This is a genomic window from Halomonas sp. A3H3 (genome assembly GCF_000982975.1).
Lineage (GTDB): Bacteria > Pseudomonadota > Gammaproteobacteria > Pseudomonadales > Halomonadaceae > Vreelandella > Vreelandella titanicae.
Genome location: NZ_HG423343.1, coordinates 2,202,019 through 2,221,402 on the forward strand (window position 1 = coordinate 2,202,019; position 19,384 = coordinate 2,221,402).

Below are 19,384 nucleotides of genomic sequence, written 5' to 3' on the forward strand. Positions count from 1 at the left end.
CGGGCGCATTAACTTTGTCGGGCAGTACCGCAGATATCAATGCGTATCTAGATACCATTTCTGCTATTCAATACACCGGTGCTGAAAACGCTAGTGGCGATAATGCCGCTACGTTCACCATTAGTGCAGAAGATGTGAACGGTGGGTCACTGGCTGAAAACGTGACTGTTAATCTTGATATTACCGATGTTAATGATGCGCCCACTTACACTGGCAGCGGTCTAAATCCAATGTTTACTGAATTGGATAACGCTCAGATTGATTGGGCGAATTTAGCCATGCTCTTTGGTAATAATACGTTTGACACTATTGAAACCGGGCAAGAGGTTACCCAGGTCACTCTCACGGTGAGCAATGTGTCAGGCACCAGCGATGAAGTCTTAGCTATTAGAACGGGGGCGGACAGTGCCATTGTGATGCCATTGGTCAATGGTCAAAACGGTACTGTTAATACTAGCGAGTTGAACTTCAGCTATGCGGTTGCCGTGGATGACCAAAAAGTGGCAACAGTCGTCATCGACAGCTCTGACATTGCCAATGTTTGGAATAGTTACGCGGATAACCTTTTTTACGCCCACCTGAGTGACAACCCCGTTGCAGGCGACCGCATAGTCACCATTACAGGCGTTAAAGACAATGGTGGTACCGAAAACAGCGGTCAAGATACCACCACAGGTTTAAATGTCTCTTCCACTGTTACCGTTAAGTCGGTCAACGACGCGCCGGTATTGGATGCCAGCAAAGCACCTGAACTAGTGAGTGTGCTGCAAAACCAGGGCGCGCCGGAGGCGGGTTCCTTGGATGGCTCAACGTTGCTCAGCAATATTATTAATTCAACCGGTATCGGCAACTACAGCGATGCCGAAGGTGATGCACCCGGCCTGGCCATTACCGGCGTTAATGAAAACGGGGCGCTTTATTACACGACTGACGGTGGACAAACGTGGGCTGAACTCACCGGAGTGGTTTCTGACGCTTCCGCACTGCTCTTGGCTGCTAACGACGATACCCGCCTGTATTTCAAACCCGATGCCAGTTACAGCGGTACGCTTAATGGTGCTATCAGCTTTAGAGCCTGGGATGGAACCGGGGGGCACAGCAACGGTGATGCTGGCGTGGCCACCATCGGTGCCGGAAATGTGAAAGCCGCCTTTTCCACCGCCAGTGATAGCGTAAGCATCACTATAACAGAACCCAATAGAGCACCTACCGGCAGTGTCACTATCAGTGGTTCCGCCGAGGAAGGTCAAACACTTACCGCGAGCAATACCCTGGCCGATCAAGATGGCTTGGGCATTATCAGCTACCAATGGCGGCGTGATGACAAAGCTATTGATGGTGTAACTGGGGAGACTTATACCCTGTCCCAGGTGGATGTGGGGACGAAGGTCAGTGTGCAGGCGTCGTATACTGATCAGCGTGGGAAGGAGGAGTCAGTGACCTCTAGCGTCACAAATGTTGTGACGAATGTGAACGATGCACCTACCGGCAGCGTAATGATTGCTGGCACCGTCGAGGAAAACCAGACGTTGACTGCAAGTAGTACCCTAGCCGATGAAGATGGCCTGAGCACGATCAGCTACCAATGGCTACGTGATGGCAGTGTTATTGATAATGCTGTTAGCAACACCTACACCCTGACCCAAGCCGATGTAGGCAGCAAGATTAGCGTGCGGGCTAGCTATACCGATCAGCAGGGCACCGCAGAAGCGGTCGTCTCTTCAGCTACGGCGGCCGTGGCCAATGTCAACGGCGTTCCCACCGGCAGTGTCACCATCAGCGGCGATGCTGCTGAAGACCAGACCCTTACAGCCAGCCATACCTTGGCCGATGAAGACGGCCTGGGCGCGATCAGCTACCAGTGGCTGCGTGATGGCACTGAGATCCTCGGTGCTACTGACGAAACCTATACCCTTACCCAAGAGGATGTTGGTAGCGAAATCAGCGTGCGTGCCAGCTACACTGATCAGCAGGGCACCGAAGAGTTTATAGCGTCGGCAACGACTTCACCTATTAGCGCTATACTCGAGCAAGATGAAGACGGTGTTCCAGATGCGGATGAAGCGCGCGTACCTTCGCTGGACGGCAATAGCACTGGTGATGGCAATGGCGATGGCATTCCTGATGCTGAGCAAAGCAACATTAGTTCTGTACCGTTTTTATCCACGTCTACGGCTGTTTCCAACCCTGGCGATGCAGCTGAGGCTTTTATTACGCTATCGTCAAATGGCAGCGGAACCTCTGGGAGCGGTGCCGGTACGCTAGCGCTGCGTAATGTTCGCCAGCTTGATGCACCAGATGACCGACCGGACGACCTCAATATGCCGTTTGGTTTAATCGCGTTTGAATCCGATGTGGAAACGGTTGGCGGGTCGAGTGTGTTTTCCTTGTTTGTTGGTGGTGATCTCGATGTCAACGGCTATTGGAAGCAGGATGCCGATGGAGATTGGGTGAATCTGGCCAGCGCTGACTTTGGTGGTAGCCTGACAAGAGAAGGTAATAAAATACGCTTTGATTTTGTGATTGAAGATGGCGGCGAGTTTGATTCAGATGGTGTCGCTAACGGAATTATTGTTGACCCTGGTGCCATTGGCTTCCGCGCACCGGAAACCTCTGAGGAACCAGTGCCGACGCCCGAGCCAACGCCCGATATCGATCCGGACGAATTGCCGGATGAGGAGTTGAACCGTGCACCTGTTGCGAATAACGACGAGTTCTCAGAGCGTTTCGGCTGGTTACTAAGTGGCAACCTGTTTGAGGATAACGGAAATGGTATCGATAAAGGTGCTGACAACGACGTTATTTTAATTACGGGCATTGGCGGGCAGGCGGTTGTTTTCGATACTGCCATGGTGCTGACATCTGGCGCTACCGTGACCGTGCAGGAAAACGGTGATTTCCTTTATGATCAGCGAGCAGCATTTGAACCTTCTGACGATAAGGAGCGTTTCAGAGATATCTTTGAATACTCGATTGAAGATACCCATGGTGCCGCAAACACAGCGACAGTCTCTGTTGAGCTAGCCGAGATCCATGATACGGTTGAAATATCGATTCTTCATGCGTTGTATGAAGTGGCATTTGATCGAAAGGCAGATGCCTCAGGACTTGATTACTGGTCCGATGTACGCAAGGAAGGGGTGAGTGTGTTCGATATTGCCGAATTCTTCCTTGAGTCGGAAGAGTTTGTCAGCAACCACGGCAATAGCCTCAGTGATGACGATTACCTCACGATGCTATACGCGAATGCCTTTGATAGAGCCCCGGATGCCAATGGTTTTGAGTACTGGTCGGATATGCTTGAAGAATCAACGGTAGATCATGGCGATGTCATGACCCACTTTGCTTTCTCTGATGAAATGCAGATAAAACACTTGGCAGAAGGCTTTATTTTTGCCTGATATTTGAAAGATGATGGGCGGCCCCCTTTATCCTTGCGAAAGGGGGCCGTTTTTTTATGTCGGGATACATAAAGTACATGACTGAGTAGAAGAACGCGCTAGCGTGTTCGTCACCGTAAGGTGGCGCAGCAAGCCGTTGTAGGAAAGCGTGTCAGTATTCGGCTTTCCTGTTGGTTATTATTAAGTGTCAGTAAGAGATGCTACCGATACCAAGCAAAGCTTTGCTACAAGAACGATAAGATCACTGATTGGTTGATCAAGCTAACGCATACCAAAGAAACTGGACGGTCTGAGGCTCATCACCCGCTAACGGCTGCGCCTTTTGATCTGATACATTTGGCTGTCAGCACGGCTCAGCAGGGTATCGGCGTCTTCCCCGTCGGCGGGGTAGCAGGCCACGCCGATGCTGCAGGATGGCATTTTGACCTCGCCGAATTCAGCGCCTAGTGGCTCGTTCATGACCGTGAGAATCTGTTCCACCTTTTCTGTCACAGCGTGCGCTGACTTGATGTCCGTTAACAGCACCGTGAATTCATCACCGCCCATGCGGGCCACCGTGTCCGTCTCGCGTACACAGCCTTCCAACCGTCTTGCTACCGTGCAGAGCACCCGGTCACCCGCCGCATGTCCATGAATATCGTTGATGCCTTTGAAGTCGTTAATATCCAGAAATAGCAATGCCAGGTTGTTCTGATAGCGATGGGCCGTGCTCAGGCCCAAGGTAAGGCGGTCATAGAAGAGCGCTCGGTTGGTCAACTTTGTCAGTGGATCATGGTGGGCAAGGTAGCGTAACTCTTCCTCGGCCTGCATAAGCGCTGTGACGTTGCGCGCGACACCGACCCGCACTTCCTCTGCTTCGTACCAGCGGGCAGACCACAGGATATGCACGATACCGCCGTCTTTGCGGATATAGCGGTTGCGGTAATCAATATGGGGCTTACCGCTCATCACACGAACAATGGAGTCCCGCGTGGCCGCTAAATCGTCAGGGTGCATGTAGTTCGTGATTAGAGTGCCGATCAACTCTTGAGGAAGGTAACCGAGCAGCGACTCACAGGCATCACTCACGAAGACGATCTGGTTGTCTTTATCGACCACGAAGACGGTGTCCAGCATCAGGTGAATCAGTTTGGGGTAAAGGGCTTGCAGGTCAACGGTCATAGACAAGGGATAATCCGGTTAGCGTTCCTCGACTATAGAGCAATCGCGAAGTGGACGATAAAGAATTCTGGAAATTTTGGGGGAAAGGTCACTCCCGTAATGACAAGCGCGTATCGGCCATCGCCAGGGTAGGCTTTGCCCTCCCGGGGCGAGTGCCAACGGACGACATTCAGGGGTTGAAGCTTTAGTTACTAGAGGTTTTATAGTACCGGGAATGAAAAAACTTAACGAGGTTTATATATGGGACATCATCATGATCATCCCCACATTGATCCTGCCTCTGGCGACCGACGTGTCAGTATTTCCATTTGGGCAAATGGCTTATTAACCATCGCCCAGATCGTCGGCGGTATTATGGCGGGAAGCCTCTCGCTGATCGCTGATGCGCTGCATAATTTTTCTGATATGGCAGCGCTTGTTATTGCCTTTGCTGCGCGCAAGATCGCAAGACGGCCCGCCGATGCGCAAATGACCTTCGGCTATGGCCGAATCGAGATAGTGGCAGCACTGATTAACTACACTACGCTCATTCTCGTTGGCCTCTATCTGATTTACGAAGGCGCCATGCGCATGATTGAACCGCCAGAGATCCAGGGTTGGTTGGTCGTTATCATCGGTGGCGTCGCTCTTGTTGTCGATGCCCTCACCGCCATGCTTACTTGGTCAATGCAAAAAGGTAGCGTCAATATTCGCGCCCTTTTTCTGCATAACCTGTCTGATGCGTTCGCCTCCATCGCTGTGATTATCGGCGGTTCATTAATTCTGCTCTACGACATGCGCTGGGTAGACCCTGCGATTACGATAGGTATTGCGCTGTATATCCTTTACCTCGCCTTTTCGGAGATTGGGGGGCCTATCCGCACACTGATGCTGGGCTCTCCCCCAGATATTAACGGTCAACTCGTCATTGAAGCCGTGCGTGGTGTCGAAAGTGTCCACGATATTCATCATGTGCACCTATGGCAGATGCAGGAAAACATGGCCGCCCTTGACTGCCACGTGGTCATTACGGAAGCAGGCTGGCAGCAGCTTGAGGCAATTAAGACAGAGATCAAAGAACAGTTAAAAACGCGCTTTAACATTGTCCATTCCAGCTTAGAGTTTGAGCATATTGATCACGCACATCAGGATGCCAACCTCTATGGGCATGAGTAATACACGCTCACGCTGGTCTACATAGGCAGTCATTTAGCTTGGTTTGTGCAATCAAATCTTGGCCTAATTTGCCAAATAATCACTGAAATCGAGAGAGAAAAATGTTCAAAAAAGCGACTTTTATGCTTGCGGGTACGTTGATGCTGACAGCTGCCATCGTGGTGGTATTGAAACCTGCACTATTGGACATGCAAGCTGAGGCGGCGAGTGAGGATGCTGGACAGGCCGAGAGCTCCTTGGTGCGTTCACACTCACCGATCCTGGGGCCGCAAGAGGCACCTATAACCATTGTGGAATTTTTCGACCCGGCCTGCGAAGCCTGCCGTGCTTTCTATCCTCTCACCAAAAGTATTCTGGAAACCTATCCTGAGCAAGTGCAGCTAATCGTGCGCTACACACCTTTCCACGGTGAGGTTTCTGATACGGCCATACGCGTGCTGGAAGTCGCTCGACACCAGGACGTATTCGAACCGGTACTCGAAGCTCTGCTCTCTCGTCAGGATCAATGGGCATCTCATGGCCGTTTCGATGAATCAGCTATCTTGGAGATTGCCAGCCAGGCCGGTCTTGACCGAGCTGCCGCTGAGGAGCAACTCAACTCAGCTGAGGTGCAAGCGGTGATTGACCAAGACATGGCAGACGTCAAAACGAATCAGATTCGCCAGACGCCAACCTTTTTTGTCAACGGTGAGCTGCTAGAACCCTTTGGTATGCAGGAGCTGATTGATGTCGTAAAGAGTGAAATCGAGGAGATATCTGAAGAAGCAAAAGCCCAATGAATCAGCGCTGGTTGCTGATAGGGCTTATGAGTTTAAGCCCCGCGCTGGTCGAGGGCGGTTGGCGAGAGCACCTCTTACTCTCGCCGTCAGACCCGACATTAAACGGGTTGCAAGCAGCTACCGAACAAGGGCGCTCCACGACTCAGCCTCGCCTCGATACCTTGACCTTTGGGCGTGATGTGATTGTTGAAACCTCGCTTTATGATGCCTTGTCAGCGGAGGGGGTTCCCGCACGTTTCGTTACCAAGCTGGAAACGTTGCTGGGCGAGTTCATGGAGACGCCTCTTGAATTTTCAGGTAGTGAGCGTATCCAGTTATTGTGGGAAGAAGATCGACACCAGGATGGCTCCCGCGTGGGGCCTCCGCGTCTAAGTTATGCGGGATTGTCTAATCAGGCAGAACGACTAGAGGTGGTATGGCCGGTAGCTAAAAAAGGCCGCGTGATGCTCTTCAAGAACGAAACGCTTTTAGACACTTTGCAACTGCCGGTTCTTGGCGCACGGCTGACTTCTCGCTTTGGAAATCGGCGGCATCCGGTGTATGGCGGCGTTCGTCCTCATAATGGCATTGACCTTGCCGCTCCTTATGGCACACCGGTAATAACCACCGCACCTGGACGCATTTCCTTCATCGGCCGCCAAGGCGGTTATGGTCGCGTGATGGAAGTAGAACACGATACGGGGGCTATCAGCCGTTATACGCACCTAAGCCACTTTTCCCCACACCTTGTAGTCGGGGGCTTGGTCAATGCTGGAGAAACCCTAGGTGAAGTAGGTGCCTCCGGCGTCGCAACTGGCCCCAACTTGCATTATGAAGTGAGAGTGGATGACCGGCCTGTTGATCCTCTCGTTCAAGGGCGCCGCATTATCCTGGGTGAACAACCCACGCGCCTGGAATATCAAACCTCGCTATACGAAGTAAGGCGACGTTTAGAGCAAGCGATTGGGACGTCCTCTGTTAAGACGTGATTGTAATTTACGGGCAATGAAACTCAGTGCTCCATTGCTTTGTATTAATGGTGATTACTCCCCTGACTCTGGAGCTGCCTTGGATAGATTCGAAGAGATGCGCGTGTTTGCAGCGGTGGCGCAACTGGAAAGCTTTGCGGACGCCGCACGGCAGCTTGCGCTGTCGCCGCCTCGGGTTACCCGGGCGGTGGCGGCGCTTGAGGCGCGTTTGGGCGTCGCGTTGTTACAGCGCACCACAAGGCAGGTGCGCGTGACGGAGGCGGGGCGCCGGTATCTGGAGGATGCCCAGCAGGTGCTTGCTCAGCTTGCGGAGGCCGAGGCCGCTGCGACCGGCAGTTACCTTACCCCACGTGGCCTGTTGCAGGTGACCGCGCCGGTGCTGTTCGGCGAGTACTTCGTTACCCCGCAGATCGTCGATTATCTGGAGCAATACCCTGACGTGCAGGTGCGCGCTGAACTGATCGATCGACCGGTCAATCTGCAGGAGGAGGGCATCGATGTGGCGGTGCGCATCGGCCATGTGCCCCAGGATTGTCAGCACTTGACCGTGCCAGTCGGTGAGGTGCGGCAGGTAGTTTGTGCAAGCCCCGCGTGGCTGGCCGAGCACAACGAGCCAACGCACCCGCAAGAACTGGAAGCATTGCCTACCGTGGTGGCCGAAGGCGGCAACTTGAGCGGCCACTGGTGGTTCGAGGAGGAGGGCAAACGCATTGAAGTAACGCCCTCGCCACGGCTGCGCATCAGCGCTATTCATGCGGCGTTAACGGCGGTCGAGGCAGGTGCCGGGCTTACTCGGCTGCTGTCTTACCAGGTGGCTGCCAGTGAAGCCGAAGGTCGAGTACGGCGCGTGTTAACGCGTTTCGAACCAGTGGCCATTCCCATCAATATCTGGGTGACAGCGGGCCGTGGGCGTGCCGCCAGTGTGCGTACCTTCGTTGATTTTCTTGCCGAGCGGCTACGTGCCGACCCGGCGCTCGCCTACCGCAGTTAACCATGGCACTCTCCCCTGAATCACCGCTACGCTTTGAGGCCTTAAAGGCGCTTTCCGCCGTTGCCAGGCACGGCAGCGTGCAAGCCGCGGCTGAAGCGTGCAGCCAGTCGGCGGCGAAGCTCCACCGTCTGCTGCGTGCTCAGGAGCAGCATCTGGGGGTTGCTTTGGTCACTACCTCTGCCAGAGGCAGCACGTTAACGGCGGCGGGCGAGCGATTGCGCGCCTACGCCGATACGCTGATCCACGCAGTCTCCGACGCCGACACCAGTGCGCGCCAGGAGCACCGCGAGCTCAACGGCACGCTACGTTTGCAGGCGCCCCAGGCGTTGATGGAGCCACTGCTGGTGCCGTTAGTGTTGCGGCTGCAAGAGCAGCATCCTGCGCTGAAGATCTGCCTGCTGGCTGATGAATATCCCATCCGTATAGAAAGCGATGCACCGGCGCACCTACGTCTGATGCGTGGGCCGCTGCCTGCCTCCGCTTATGCCAGGCCCCTGGGTGATTTGCGCGTTGGTCTGTTTGCTAGCCCCCGTTACTTGGACAAGACCGGGCGCCCCGGTAGCCTGCAAGGCTTGGCCCGTCATGCACTTATTCACTGCTCCAGTGAAGGACAGGCGCCTGTCTGGCGCTTGTCTGAAGACTACCCGCTCCGTTTTGAGCCCAGGCTTGCCATCAGCACCAGTGCTGCTGCGCTGCGGGCTGCCATTGAAGGTGCGGGTGTCGTGTGTTGCTACCAACTGGAGGCGCGTCGCGCCTGCGAGCGGGGGCTGCTTGAACCCGTTGCTGAACCCCTCTGGCCTGCGGGACACCCTCTGGCGCTCACCTATCCCCTTGGCATCCGGGCGCCCGCCAGCGTTATGGCCTTCCTGGAACTGGCAACACCCTGGTTGCGAACGCAGTTGGTCGGCTGATTATTTCATTCAGCGCAATTTTGTATTGTTCAGTATCGCTATTCTTGCACCCCTTGATTTGGCTCAGGATAGGTGACGTCGCTTAACACATGTGACGTTCATCTATCGAGGCGCTCAATCAAGGAGATAATCACATGTCACACGCTATCAAGGTTTACCGCCACGCTCTTTCCGGCCACTGCCACCGTATCGAGCTGATGCTTTCGCTGCTCGGTTTGCCTGCCACTTTTATCGATGTTGATCTTGCCGCGGGTGAGCACAAGGCATCGCCTTTTCTTGATATGAACGCCTTCGCACAGGTGCCGGTGATCGATGACCAGGGGGTTATCCTGGCGGATTCCAATGCCATTCTGGTCTATCTGGAACGTCGCTATGGTTCTGGTCGCTGGTTACCGGACGATCCGTTGCTTCAAGCCCAGGTACAACGCTGGCTGTCTGTGGCGGCAGGGCCTTTGGCGAACTCGGCGATGAAGGCCCGGCTGGTGACGGTCTTTAATGCCCCTTTCGACCCTGAACCGCTGATTGCTGATGCCCATGAGCTGTTCGCGATTGTCGATGCCCACTTGGCGCATCAGCCCTTCCTGGCGAGTGAGCACGCCACGCTGGCGGAGATTTCGCTCTACAGCTACATCGCCCATGCGCCCGAAGGGAATGTCTCGCTGGAACCCTACCCGCATATCCGTGCTTGGCTGCAGCGTATCGAGGCGCTGGAAGGGTTTGTACCCATGAAGGTGACCAAGGTGGGGCTGGTGCGCTAGGCCAGCCGATATAGCATTTCAAATCGGTGCGGGCGGACTGCTCGCGAGGAGTCTAGGGTGAATAACGACGTCACCAGCAGCCCATGGCATGAAGGCGAGCTTGCCTTGCAGCGCGTGGTCGGCGTGGAAAAACAGATGGCGGAGGTGGGCCGCAAGGTGATGCGTCCCTTTCTAACGCCACAGCTGCAGCACTTCTTTCCCCAGTTGCCCTTTGTGGCGGCAGCAGCGGTGGATCATGACGGCTGGCCTTGGGTCACGCTGCTGGAGGGTGCGCCGGGCTTTGTTCATGCGCCGGACGAGTCACGGCTCGATTTAGCATTAACGCCGCCTGTGGATGACCCTCTTGCACCGCTACTTAACAGCGGCACCAGCATTGGCCTATTGGGCATTGAGCTACACACGCGCCGTCGTAACAGGGTCAACGGTGTATTGCGGGGCTCAGCAAGCCAATGGCAGTTGGAAGTGACTCACGCCTTCGGTAACTGCCCCCAGTATATTCACGACTGGTCGGCGATGAGGCCGGTGCAGCCCCAGCCGGGCCCCGCGCTAATCAAGCGTGACGCGATCCTCGATCAGTTGCCAGAGCCGGTGCTGGCGCATATCGACCGGGCGATCACCGCCTTCGTGGGTAGTTACGCGCATACCGACCAGGGCGTCCAGGTGGATGCCTCTCATCGCGGAGGGCAACCGGGGTTCATTCGGCGTCAGGGAAGTGATCTGATTCTGCCTGATTTTGCAGGCAATCGATTCTTCAACACCTTAGGTAACGTGCTGGCCAGCGGGCGCGCGGCCTTGGTGATACCGGACTTTGCCAGCGGGAATGTGCTGCATCTGACCGGAGAAGCGCGGCTGGTGGACGAGGAGACCGCTGGGGCGCGTTATCCTGGCGCTGAACGCTACTGGTGCCTTACCCCACGGCATATCGTTTGGCGACCAAGGGCCTTGCGCTGGCGTAGCCATGCAGGTGCAGTAGCCGTTGAGGCGGCGCCCCATGGGCCCTGGCAGGCGCTTGCGCCTTCCACTCAACAGTGTGTTCAGGTGGCCGCCGTGGTGCAGGAGACGCCTGAGATCCGCTCTTTCTATTTGAAGAGTGCCCGACAAGACAAGGCGCTGGCGCCCTTTGAAGCGGGCCAGTTTATTACGCTACACGTGCCGCGCCTGGATGGCACGGCGTTGGTACGCAGCTATACGCTTTCGGGTAACAGCCAGCAGGCCGGTTATCGCATCAGTGTGAAGGCCGATGGTGAGGGCTCGCACTACGTACACAGCGCGCTTCAGGTGGGTACTGAACTAGCTGTGAGTATGCCAATGGGGTCATTCACGGCAGAGGCTAGCGGCTCAGGGCGTGCCCATTGGGTGCTGCTGGGAGGCGGTATCGGTATTACGCCCATATTGAGCCTGGCCCATGAATTGACTGGCGCAGGCCGTGGCCCGGTAACGTTAGTACAGAGCGTGCGCGATGTGGCCGAGGCGCCTTTCGGTGAAGAACTACTCGACCTTGAGGCGCGAGGGCTGCGTTTGCAGCGGCATGTCACCAGAACTACAACTGCCCTCAATGGATGGATGGCAGGCCGGGTTTCACTGGGGCAGGTGTTTACCGATCAGGTGCTGTCAGAAGTACAGCTGTACCTATGCGGCCCCGCCGCCTTTGTAGAGCGCTACCACCAGGAGGCGCTGGAGCTCGGACTCTCATCGGGGCAAATACACACAGAAGCGTTCGGCCCCTCGGCGCTGACCCAAACATACGCTGTGCCCGTCGCAGAACAAGCGGTAGAAGTTAGCTTTGCCAACTCAAGCGTAGTCGCCCACTGGCAGCCGGGCGAAAGCCTGCTGGAAACCGCCGAAAAAGCGGGGTTACAGCCTGCCTATGGGTGCCGCAGTGGCAGCTGTGGCGAGTGCGCCTGCACGCTGGTGCAGGGGGAGGTTACCTACCCAGATGGCATATCAGCGCCAGAGGGGGAAATACTGCTGTGCAGTGCCCGCCCAGCAGCGCACTCGGGGAGGCTAGCCATTACGCTGGCTAACGGTTAATTGTGTCGCAATCGATTAGAAGGTTCCTGGGTAGGCGCCGCCGTCGAGCAGGATATTCTGCCCTGTTAGATAACCTGCATGCTCGCTGCACATAAAGGCACAAAAGGCACCAAACTCCTCGGCGGTGCCGAATCTCCGCGCAGGAACCCCTTGGGCACGCTGCTCACGTACCTGCTCGATATCTTGCTGATTCTTCTCGGCGACCTTCTTGAAGTTGCCGCGCAGGCGGTCGGTATCAAAGGAGCCGGGCAGTAGGTTGTTGATCGTGACGTTGTGCGAGGCGAGTTGCGGTTGGCGAGCAAGACCCGCGACGAAGCCGGTTAGTCCACTGCGCGCTCCGTTGGATAACCCGAGAATGTCGATGGGGGCTTTTACCGCGCCCGAGGTAATATTGACCACGCGTCCAAAGCCGTTGGCGGCCATACGGTCTACCGTGGCCTTGATCAGCTCAATAGGCGTGATCATGTTGGCATCCACGGCCTGTATCCACGCCTCCCGATCCCAGTCGCGAAAATCACCCGGCGGCGGCCCGCCGTTATTGTTGATCAGAATATCGATCTGCGGGCAGGCGGCCAGCAGCGCCTCGCGTACCTCCTCGCGCCCGATATCCCCAGCCACAGGGCGAACTTCGATGGCTGGATTAAGGGCCCGCAACGCGTCGGCGGTCTTTTCGAGCACCTCGGCATTGCGTGAATTAATGGCCAGGTTGACGCCTTCTTTGGCCAGCGCTTCGGCGCAGCCTCGACCCAACCCTTTGCTCGCTGCGCATACCACGGCCCAGCGTCCCGCTATTCCAAGATCCATACCATGTACTCCTGTGTGTTCGATATTTGCGCTCAACGTGACGAATAGCCACCGTCTACCGGTAATAGTACGCCCGTTATAAAGTTTGCGCCCGGTGAAGCCAAGAACAGCGCTGGCCCAGCGAGGTCGTCGGGTTTGCCCCAGCGGCCCATGGGCGTGCGTCCGACGAGTTCCGCCGAGCGTTCGCTGTTCTGGGTGAGTGCTGCCGTCAAGTCGGTGGCAATCCAACCTGGCGCAAGGGCATTGACGCGAATACCATCGCTGGCCCAGGCGATCGCCAACGACCGTGTGAGTTGGGCCACGCCGCCCTTGGAAGCAGAGTAGGCCGGGGCATGGCCGCTGCCAAAAAACGACAGCATAGAGGCGGTGTTGATAATGCACCCACCCGCTGCCTTGAGGGCTGCATGCGCGGCATGGCAACAGCGCTGTGTACCATTGAGGTTGATGTCGATGACCTCAGAAAAGCCTTTGGGTGTGAACTCCTTGCCGTCACGCTGGATGACGCCAGCGCAGTTCACCAGCACATCCAATGTTGGGAACGCCGCGAAGAAGCGCTCAACCTGGGCCGGGTCACGCACATCGAGTTGGTGTCGGTCGGTTACGTCTTCGGCTTGCTGTTCGCTCTTAGGCTCGATGCCGGTGACGTGGACTTCGTCACCCTGGGCGGCAAACGCCAGCGCGATCGCCCGACCAATGCCGGTAGTCCCGCCAATAACGATAACAGTGTTCATATCGCTCCTTTTTAGAACGTGAAAAGGGGGGTAGGTCGCAAAATGGGTCGGTTAAGCTGAGGTAGCTGACGCACGTGTCTGCCAGGCCGAGCGAACGCTGGAGACGATAATGGCCAGCCACACCAGCAATGCGAGCCCACCCAACATGGCGGCGATGGGGCGTTCGAAGAGCACTAGCAGTTCGCCATTGGCTTTGATCATTGAGCGCATAAAGTTGCTCTCCACTACCGGGCCGAGAATCACTGCCAGGATCATGGGGCCGATAGGGAAGTCGTTCTCCACCAGAAAATAGGCCAGCAGGCCCAGCCCAAGCATCAGCCAGACATCCAGCAGGCTGTTGTTGGCAGCGAAGGCGCCTACGATACAAAACAGCAAAATCAGCGGGTAAAGCACGCTGGAGGGCACCGCAAGGATATGGCGCGCGCCGCGTATAGCGAGCAGGCCAAGAGGTAACAACAGCAGGTTAGCCAGGATAAACACGATGAAAATGGCGTTGACCAAGGTGGCGCTGGAAGTGAAAACGTCTGGCCCTGGCGTAATGCCTTTCATCATCAGTACACCGATAATAATGGCGGTGATAGTGTCGCCTGGGATGCCGAACACCAGGGCGGGAATGTAGGCACCCGAGAGTGCTGCATTATTCGCCGAGCTGGCCGCGACCAGCCCTTCGGGATGCCCGGTGCCATACTTCTCGGGCGTGCGCGAGAGCTTGCGCGACAAGGCGTAGCTGATCCAAGAAGCGATATCGGCACCCGCACCGGGCAGTGCGCCGATCAGCGTGCCGAGTACGCCACTGCGTGCGATCCCTGCCTTGTATTGCCACATCAGGCCGTCCACACCGCTAAAAGGCTTCTCCACTGGTGGGGGCGGTGGAAAGTGGGTGTGGCCAATTTCGGGCATGCGCCGCAGTAGCTCGGCGACGGCAAACAGGCCTATCAATACTGGTAGAATTGAGATGCCGCTGAGCAGATCAGAGATACCGAAGGTAAAACGGATCTGGCCTGAAACTGAGTCCATGCCCACCATGGCGATTAACAGGCCGATGAGCATTGAAATTGCACCTTTAAGCGGGTCCGCGCCGGATACCAGTACGGCGCAGGAAAGCCCGAGCAGTGCCAGCCAGAAGTACTCGTCGCTGGTAAAGCGAAGAGCGAAGTCGGCGACCAGTGGAGCGAAAAACGCCAGAATTGCCACCCCGATGAGCCCGCCAACGACCGAACACGCCAAGTTGACGCCGAGCGCCTGGCCGATCTTGCCCTGACGGCCCATCAGGTAGGCTTCTTCGGTATAAGCCGCCGAGGCGGGGGTGCCGGGGATGCGTAGTAAGGCACCGGGGATGTCGCCGGCTACGATGGCCATCGCCGTGGCGGCCACGATAGCGCTGATCGCCGGGAGCGGCTCCATGAAAAAGGTTACCGGGACGAGTAAGGCGGTGGCCATGGTCGCAGTCAGGCCAGGAATGGCGCCGATCAGCAGGCCGAATAGCGAAGCGCCGAGGATCACCGCGAGGACATCCCAGGCGAACACCATGCCTAACGCTGCTTGTAGTTCCGCCATTAGTAGATCACCTCTTCGAGAATGCCCAGATCAAGCGGCACGTGCAGCAACAGGGCGAAAACACTCCATACCACCGCACTTGCCACAATGGCGACGATAACGGCCATCCCCCAGCGGCCGTCAGACAACCAGCCAATCAATAATGCGAGCATTAAGGGCGCTACCAGCGGGAAGCCGAGCAGCGGTGTTAGCAACACGTAACCAGCAACGGCGGCGATAACAGCGAGCAGGCATGTCAAGGTGCGCGACAGCGTCACCTGCCCCTGCCAAATGAACAGTGCTCCACGCTGCTGCCAGCCACGCAGAGACAGTAGCAGGCCAAGCCCAACCAGAAAGGTGCCGATGATGGTGGGAAAAGTGCCGGCCCCGTAGGGCTGGCGCGCTAACGGCGGGAAATCCTTGGAGGCCCATATAGTAACGGCGCCAAGCAGCGCCATTACCAGCCCCAGCAAGAGGTCGTTGATGCGCATGGTGTTATTCTGCCAGGCCCAACTTATTGATTATCTCGCCGTTGTTTTCGTCGGCTTCAGCCATGAAGTTGCGAAAGCCTTCCGGGCCTTCCCACTGCATGCCGAAGCCCTGATTGGTCATGAACTCCTGGAATTGGTCAGATTCATAGACGGCTTCTGCGGCCTCGGCCAGAGTATCGACCACATCATCGGGCAGTCCTGCGGGGCCGATCAAGCCACGCCAAGTACCTGCTGCCCACTCATCGCCAGTGACTTCTTCAGCAGTGGGGATGTCAGGGAAAGCATCAAGACGCTCGTTGGCGAACACAGCAAGCGTTCTCACGCGCTTCGCGTCGCGCATGGATTCAGCCTCAGGCAGCGAGGAGAACACGAAATCCACGCCACCGGCGGCGAGTTCCTGGAGGCCCGGGGCAGCGCCTTCGCTCGGGACGAGTGAAACGGTGTTGGGATCAATACCCTGCTGGTTCAGAAAACCCGCGAATGCTAGGTGATAGGCGGCACCTGGCGCAGAGCCTGAGACAGTGTATTCGTTGGGATTGGCTTCAATGTCTTGAAGGGCACTGTCTAGATCTTCCCAGTCTGATTCGGCGCTGACGTTAAATGCCGCGGCGTCGAGATTGATCAACGCAATCGGCGACAGATCCTCATACGAGATTTGAGAGCTGCCAATGTGTCGATAGGTGGTGATCTCGGCGGTCACCAGGCCAAGGGTATAGCCATCCGGCTCGGCGTTGGCCATTACCGTGTGACCCACCACGCCGGCGCCGCCGGTGCGGTTGACCACATTGACCGTTTGACCAAGCTCTTCCTGCAACCCGTTGGCCAATTGGCGGGCCACTGCATCGGTGCCGCCGCCCGCTGACCAGGGGACGATCAGTTCAATCGGTTTTTCGGGGTAGTCGGCTTGGGCAGTGCCGATGGATAAGGCGAAGGCGGCCAGGCTGATGGTTACGGCTAGCGGGGTTTTGTTGAATATCATGAGGGTGCTCCTGTCGTGTTTTTGTTGTTGGCATTAGGGCCTTAATTCATGCGTTGGGTTTTTAAGGGAACATCTCGCTTTAGCGAATGAACCGGTCGACATAGTCACGGCCAAGCCCGCAGCTTTCATAGTGCTTGCGGCACATGTCGACCTTGGTGAAGACATCTTCGAACCCGAGGTGCTTGCCCCATGGGTCAACGTAATACATGACACCGTTGACCTGAAAGAGCGTGATCATTTCCTCGACATCCTCGTCGACGACCAGGGTGTGGGTCTCACCTGGAGGCTCGTAGACATAGCTACCCTCGGTAGCCACCCAGTCATGTTCGAGATACCGCCATTTGCCTTTGAGCACCATGCCATGCACCGGGTTGGGGTGACGGTGGCGGCTGAGCACGCCAGACTTGCGGACACGCAGTAGGTTGACCCAGTAGCCCTGGGACACGTTCAGACACAGCGGACGGAAATCAACGTTTTCCGCTTGCGGCACCCAGATACGTTCATCCTGGGGAAGGGCGTGCGGCTCGACAATTTCTAGAGCGGCCTCAGCGGGTTGCGGATATTGGTAAGGCATCCGCTGATGATCATCAGCTTTAACCGGCATATTCCCTCCGTCCACAATGTGGACATAAAGATCATAATATGGACAATATGTTCTTAAGGTAAGAGCCAGGGCGAGATGCGTCAATTGACCGTGACGGATTACTGGTTAGACATTCGTATTATTTGAAGAGGCGATTAATGACGGCTGACGACGAAGAGCGAGTGCCGCGGCCCAACGTCCAGGGTGCCGCCGCGGTGACCAAAGGACTGCGCTTGCTGCAAGTGATAGCTGAGCTTGGCGTTGACGCGACCATCCGTAACATCCAGGCACGCCTGGGAATGCCCCGGCCTACGGTCTACCGGTTGCTGAACACGCTCGAACAGGAGCGGTTTGTCGAACGTAACCCTTTAGGTGGAGAGTACGTACTGGGTCGCGAGTTGCTGCGTCTCACTCATCAATCGCTGGCGCGGAGCAGCTTGCAGGAACGCGCTCGGGCCACTTTACGCGCCATTGGTAAGCAGACCGGTGAAACGGTGCACTTGGGCGTACCATTTGGCTGCCATATGACTTTCGTTGATAAGGTGGAATCGCCCGAAGCGGTGCGCATGGCTTCGTATATCGGCATGCCAGTGCCAATGCATTCTACTTCGGTAGGTAAGGCTTATCTCGCCGCCCTCGACGAGGCAACCCGTGAGCAGTATCTGGCTCAATTGACCTTAGAGCCTGTCACACATCGCACCTGCACGACGCTTGAGGCGTTACGCAATGAACTCACGCTGACGCGAGAACGTGGTTACGCAATCGATGACCAGGAAAATGAACTAGGCATTATCTGCTTCGGTCAGGCAGTTCGCGGCGCCGATGGTCGCGTTGAAGGGGCTATCAGCGTCAGCGTGCCACGCTATCGACTGCCTGATGATGGGCATCAACGTATATTGGAGTGTATCCATTCGCTATGCAGTGACGCTGGCTTGGTGTAGTGCCTTGGCTTAAGGCGTAATGAGCATTAATTAAATAGAGTGTAGTGCTGTAGGCAAGTCGTGATTAGCTAATATTATTGCGAAATGCCTAAGTCTCTTCGGTAATGGCACTCGCGTAAGCAGTGCCCTCCCAGCGGCGCACTCGGGGAGGTTAAATATCATGATTGTGTAGTCGGTAGCTATGGGGGTAAAAAATTCGATTAGCTTGCTAACATCAGTCTATCATGCTGATTCAATTTTGCGATCCTTACGGCTAGCTCATGGATATACTGGATAAACGTGCTTTCTATTTGTTGGAGGTGAACAGCTGTGGCGGTATTCGCGCAGCGGCAGAGCATCTGCATATCAACCCTTCCGTGGTGAGCCGTCAAGTACGAGGCCTCGAACGAGACTTGGGTATGGCGCTGCTAGAACGGCAGGGGCGTCATGTCATGCTGACGGAAGCGGGCCAATTGGTGGTGGATAGTTTTCTAGCTCAGCGGCGGTTGAACTCAGAGCTGGGGGATACGCTGTCTCGTCTGCGTAACATGCAGGCGGGGAAAGTGGTGGTATCTGTAGGTGATGGCTTTGTGGATAGCTTCATCAATTACGTGATGCGACGGGTTTCGAAGCAGTATCCAGATGTGCTAATCGAGATAAAAACAGGTATTTACTATCCACGCGAACCCCATGAAATGGTGGCTAACGACGAGGTTGATATTGCTATTACCTATGGTCCAGTTTCTGATCCGAGACTCATTGTGCACTCTTTTGAGCGAGGGCCGCTGTGTGCTCTGGTTGCACTGTTTCATCCCCTCGCCAGTCAGGAAAGTGTTTCGGTAGCAGAGCTATTAAAGCATAAGCTAATTTTTCTACCGGACGTGTCGGGTTCGCAGCAATTTGTCAATTCACTGTTTAGCGCCGCCGGGCAACCGGCAACGCCCAGCTATCGCTGCAACTTACATTCCGTTTCACGGAGAATGGCGAGTGCGGGTGTTGGGGTGTCATTTATGACGGCGGCGGCTGCGCGCAATGAAATAGAGTCTGGGTTACTTAAAGCGGTTCCCATTCAGCATCCTATGGCTGCCAGCAGTCAGGGCAACCTAGTGCGCCGAGTCGGCAGAAGGCTGTCGCCTGCTGCCGACTATCTGTGGAAACTTATGCTGACAATGCAGTGATGCTTAG

17 protein-coding genes are annotated in these 19,384 nt (G+C 56.0%); 10 read left to right on the forward strand and 7 right to left on the reverse strand.

From position 1 onward, the window contains the following. A partial coding sequence (locus HALA3H3_RS09850) for a DUF4214 domain-containing protein (RefSeq protein WP_158414239.1) occupies positions 1–3,401 on the forward strand: 3,401 nt, incomplete at its 5' end. 306 nt (positions 3,402–3,707) lie between these two features. Here the strand turns inward: HALA3H3_RS09850 and HALA3H3_RS09855 are convergent. After that, positions 3,708–4,562: a sensor domain-containing diguanylate cyclase gene (locus HALA3H3_RS09855; protein ID WP_022521390.1), complete on the reverse strand. Its 855-nt coding sequence runs from the start codon at positions 4,560–4,562 to the stop codon at positions 3,708–3,710. Positions 4,563–4,802: 240 nt separating this feature from the next. Here HALA3H3_RS09855 and HALA3H3_RS09860 point away from each other — a divergent pair, with 240 nt between their 5' ends. The 7 genes from HALA3H3_RS09860 to HALA3H3_RS09890 all read left to right on the forward strand — a co-directional run bounded on the left by HALA3H3_RS09860 (position 4,803) and on the right by HALA3H3_RS09890 (position 12,155). After that, positions 4,803–5,717 (forward strand): cation diffusion facilitator family transporter, encoded by a 915-nt coding sequence (locus HALA3H3_RS09860; RefSeq protein ID WP_009286094.1) that lies wholly within the window; start codon positions 4,803–4,805, stop codon positions 5,715–5,717. Positions 5,718–5,818: 101 nt separating this feature from the next. Next, entirely contained in the window at positions 5,819–6,496 is a 678-nt protein-coding gene (locus HALA3H3_RS09865) for a DsbA family protein (protein ID WP_022521391.1), read from the forward strand. Between the two features lie 26 nt (positions 6,497–6,522). After that, positions 6,523–7,464 (forward strand): M23 family metallopeptidase, encoded by a 942-nt coding sequence (locus tag HALA3H3_RS09870; RefSeq protein WP_158414240.1) that lies wholly within the window; start codon positions 6,523–6,525, stop codon positions 7,462–7,464. Between the two features lie 79 nt (positions 7,465–7,543). Beyond that, a complete protein-coding gene (locus HALA3H3_RS09875) occupies positions 7,544–8,455 on the forward strand; it encodes a LysR family transcriptional regulator (RefSeq protein ID WP_053856945.1) in 912 nt (303 codons plus the stop codon). Positions 8,456–8,457: 2 nt separating this feature from the next. After that, on the forward strand, positions 8,458–9,366 hold the full coding sequence (locus HALA3H3_RS09880) for a LysR family transcriptional regulator (protein WP_022521394.1): 909 nt from the start codon (positions 8,458–8,460) through the stop codon (positions 9,364–9,366). A 134-nt stretch (positions 9,367–9,500) separates the two neighbouring features. Continuing rightward, entirely contained in the window at positions 9,501–10,124 is a 624-nt protein-coding gene (locus tag HALA3H3_RS09885; RefSeq protein WP_022521395.1) for a glutathione S-transferase family protein, read from the forward strand. A 57-nt stretch (positions 10,125–10,181) separates the two neighbouring features. Next, the gene (locus tag HALA3H3_RS09890) at positions 10,182–12,155 is read left to right on the forward strand and encodes a 2Fe-2S iron-sulfur cluster-binding protein (RefSeq protein ID WP_022521396.1); all 1,974 of its coding nucleotides are present in this window, start codon (positions 10,182–10,184) and stop codon (positions 12,153–12,155) included. Between the two features lie 15 nt (positions 12,156–12,170). Here HALA3H3_RS09890 and HALA3H3_RS09895 read toward each other — a convergent pair whose 3' ends face one another. From HALA3H3_RS09895 to HALA3H3_RS09920, 6 genes are all read right to left on the reverse strand, one after another. Beyond that, a complete protein-coding gene (locus HALA3H3_RS09895) occupies positions 12,171–12,959 on the reverse strand; it encodes an SDR family oxidoreductase (RefSeq protein ID WP_022521397.1) in 789 nt (262 codons plus the stop codon). Positions 12,960–12,991: 32 nt separating this feature from the next. After that, a complete protein-coding gene (locus HALA3H3_RS09900) occupies positions 12,992–13,690 on the reverse strand; it encodes an SDR family NAD(P)-dependent oxidoreductase (RefSeq protein ID WP_022521398.1) in 699 nt (232 codons plus the stop codon). A 51-nt stretch (positions 13,691–13,741) separates the two neighbouring features. Next, a complete protein-coding gene (locus HALA3H3_RS09905) occupies positions 13,742–15,247 on the reverse strand; it encodes a tripartite tricarboxylate transporter permease (protein WP_022521399.1) in 1,506 nt (501 codons plus the stop codon). Next, on the reverse strand, positions 15,247–15,717 hold the full coding sequence (locus tag HALA3H3_RS09910) for a tripartite tricarboxylate transporter TctB family protein (RefSeq protein ID WP_022521400.1): 471 nt from the start codon (positions 15,715–15,717) through the stop codon (positions 15,247–15,249). Before HALA3H3_RS09910 ends, HALA3H3_RS09905 begins: the two co-directional genes overlap by 1 nt. A 4-nt stretch (positions 15,718–15,721) precedes the next feature. Then, positions 15,722–16,696 (reverse strand): Bug family tripartite tricarboxylate transporter substrate binding protein, encoded by a 975-nt coding sequence (locus tag HALA3H3_RS09915; RefSeq protein ID WP_022521401.1) that lies wholly within the window; start codon positions 16,694–16,696, stop codon positions 15,722–15,724. A gap of 79 nt (positions 16,697–16,775) precedes the next feature. Further along, positions 16,776–17,300, reverse strand: coding sequence for a 2,4'-dihydroxyacetophenone dioxygenase family protein (locus HALA3H3_RS09920; RefSeq protein WP_022521402.1), 525 nt, complete (start codon positions 17,298–17,300; stop codon positions 16,776–16,778). A gap of 137 nt (positions 17,301–17,437) precedes the next feature. Between HALA3H3_RS09920 and HALA3H3_RS09925 the strand changes: the two genes are divergently transcribed. Both HALA3H3_RS09925 and HALA3H3_RS09930 read left to right on the forward strand, forming a co-directional pair. Next, positions 17,438–18,220, forward strand: a complete 783-nt coding sequence (locus HALA3H3_RS09925) for an IclR family transcriptional regulator (protein ID WP_022521403.1) — start codon at positions 17,438–17,440, stop codon at positions 18,218–18,220. Between the two features lie 260 nt (positions 18,221–18,480). Then, positions 18,481–19,377, forward strand: a complete 897-nt coding sequence (locus tag HALA3H3_RS09930; RefSeq protein WP_022521404.1) for a LysR family transcriptional regulator — start codon at positions 18,481–18,483, stop codon at positions 19,375–19,377. The last annotated feature ends 7 nt before the right edge of the window (positions 19,378–19,384 follow it).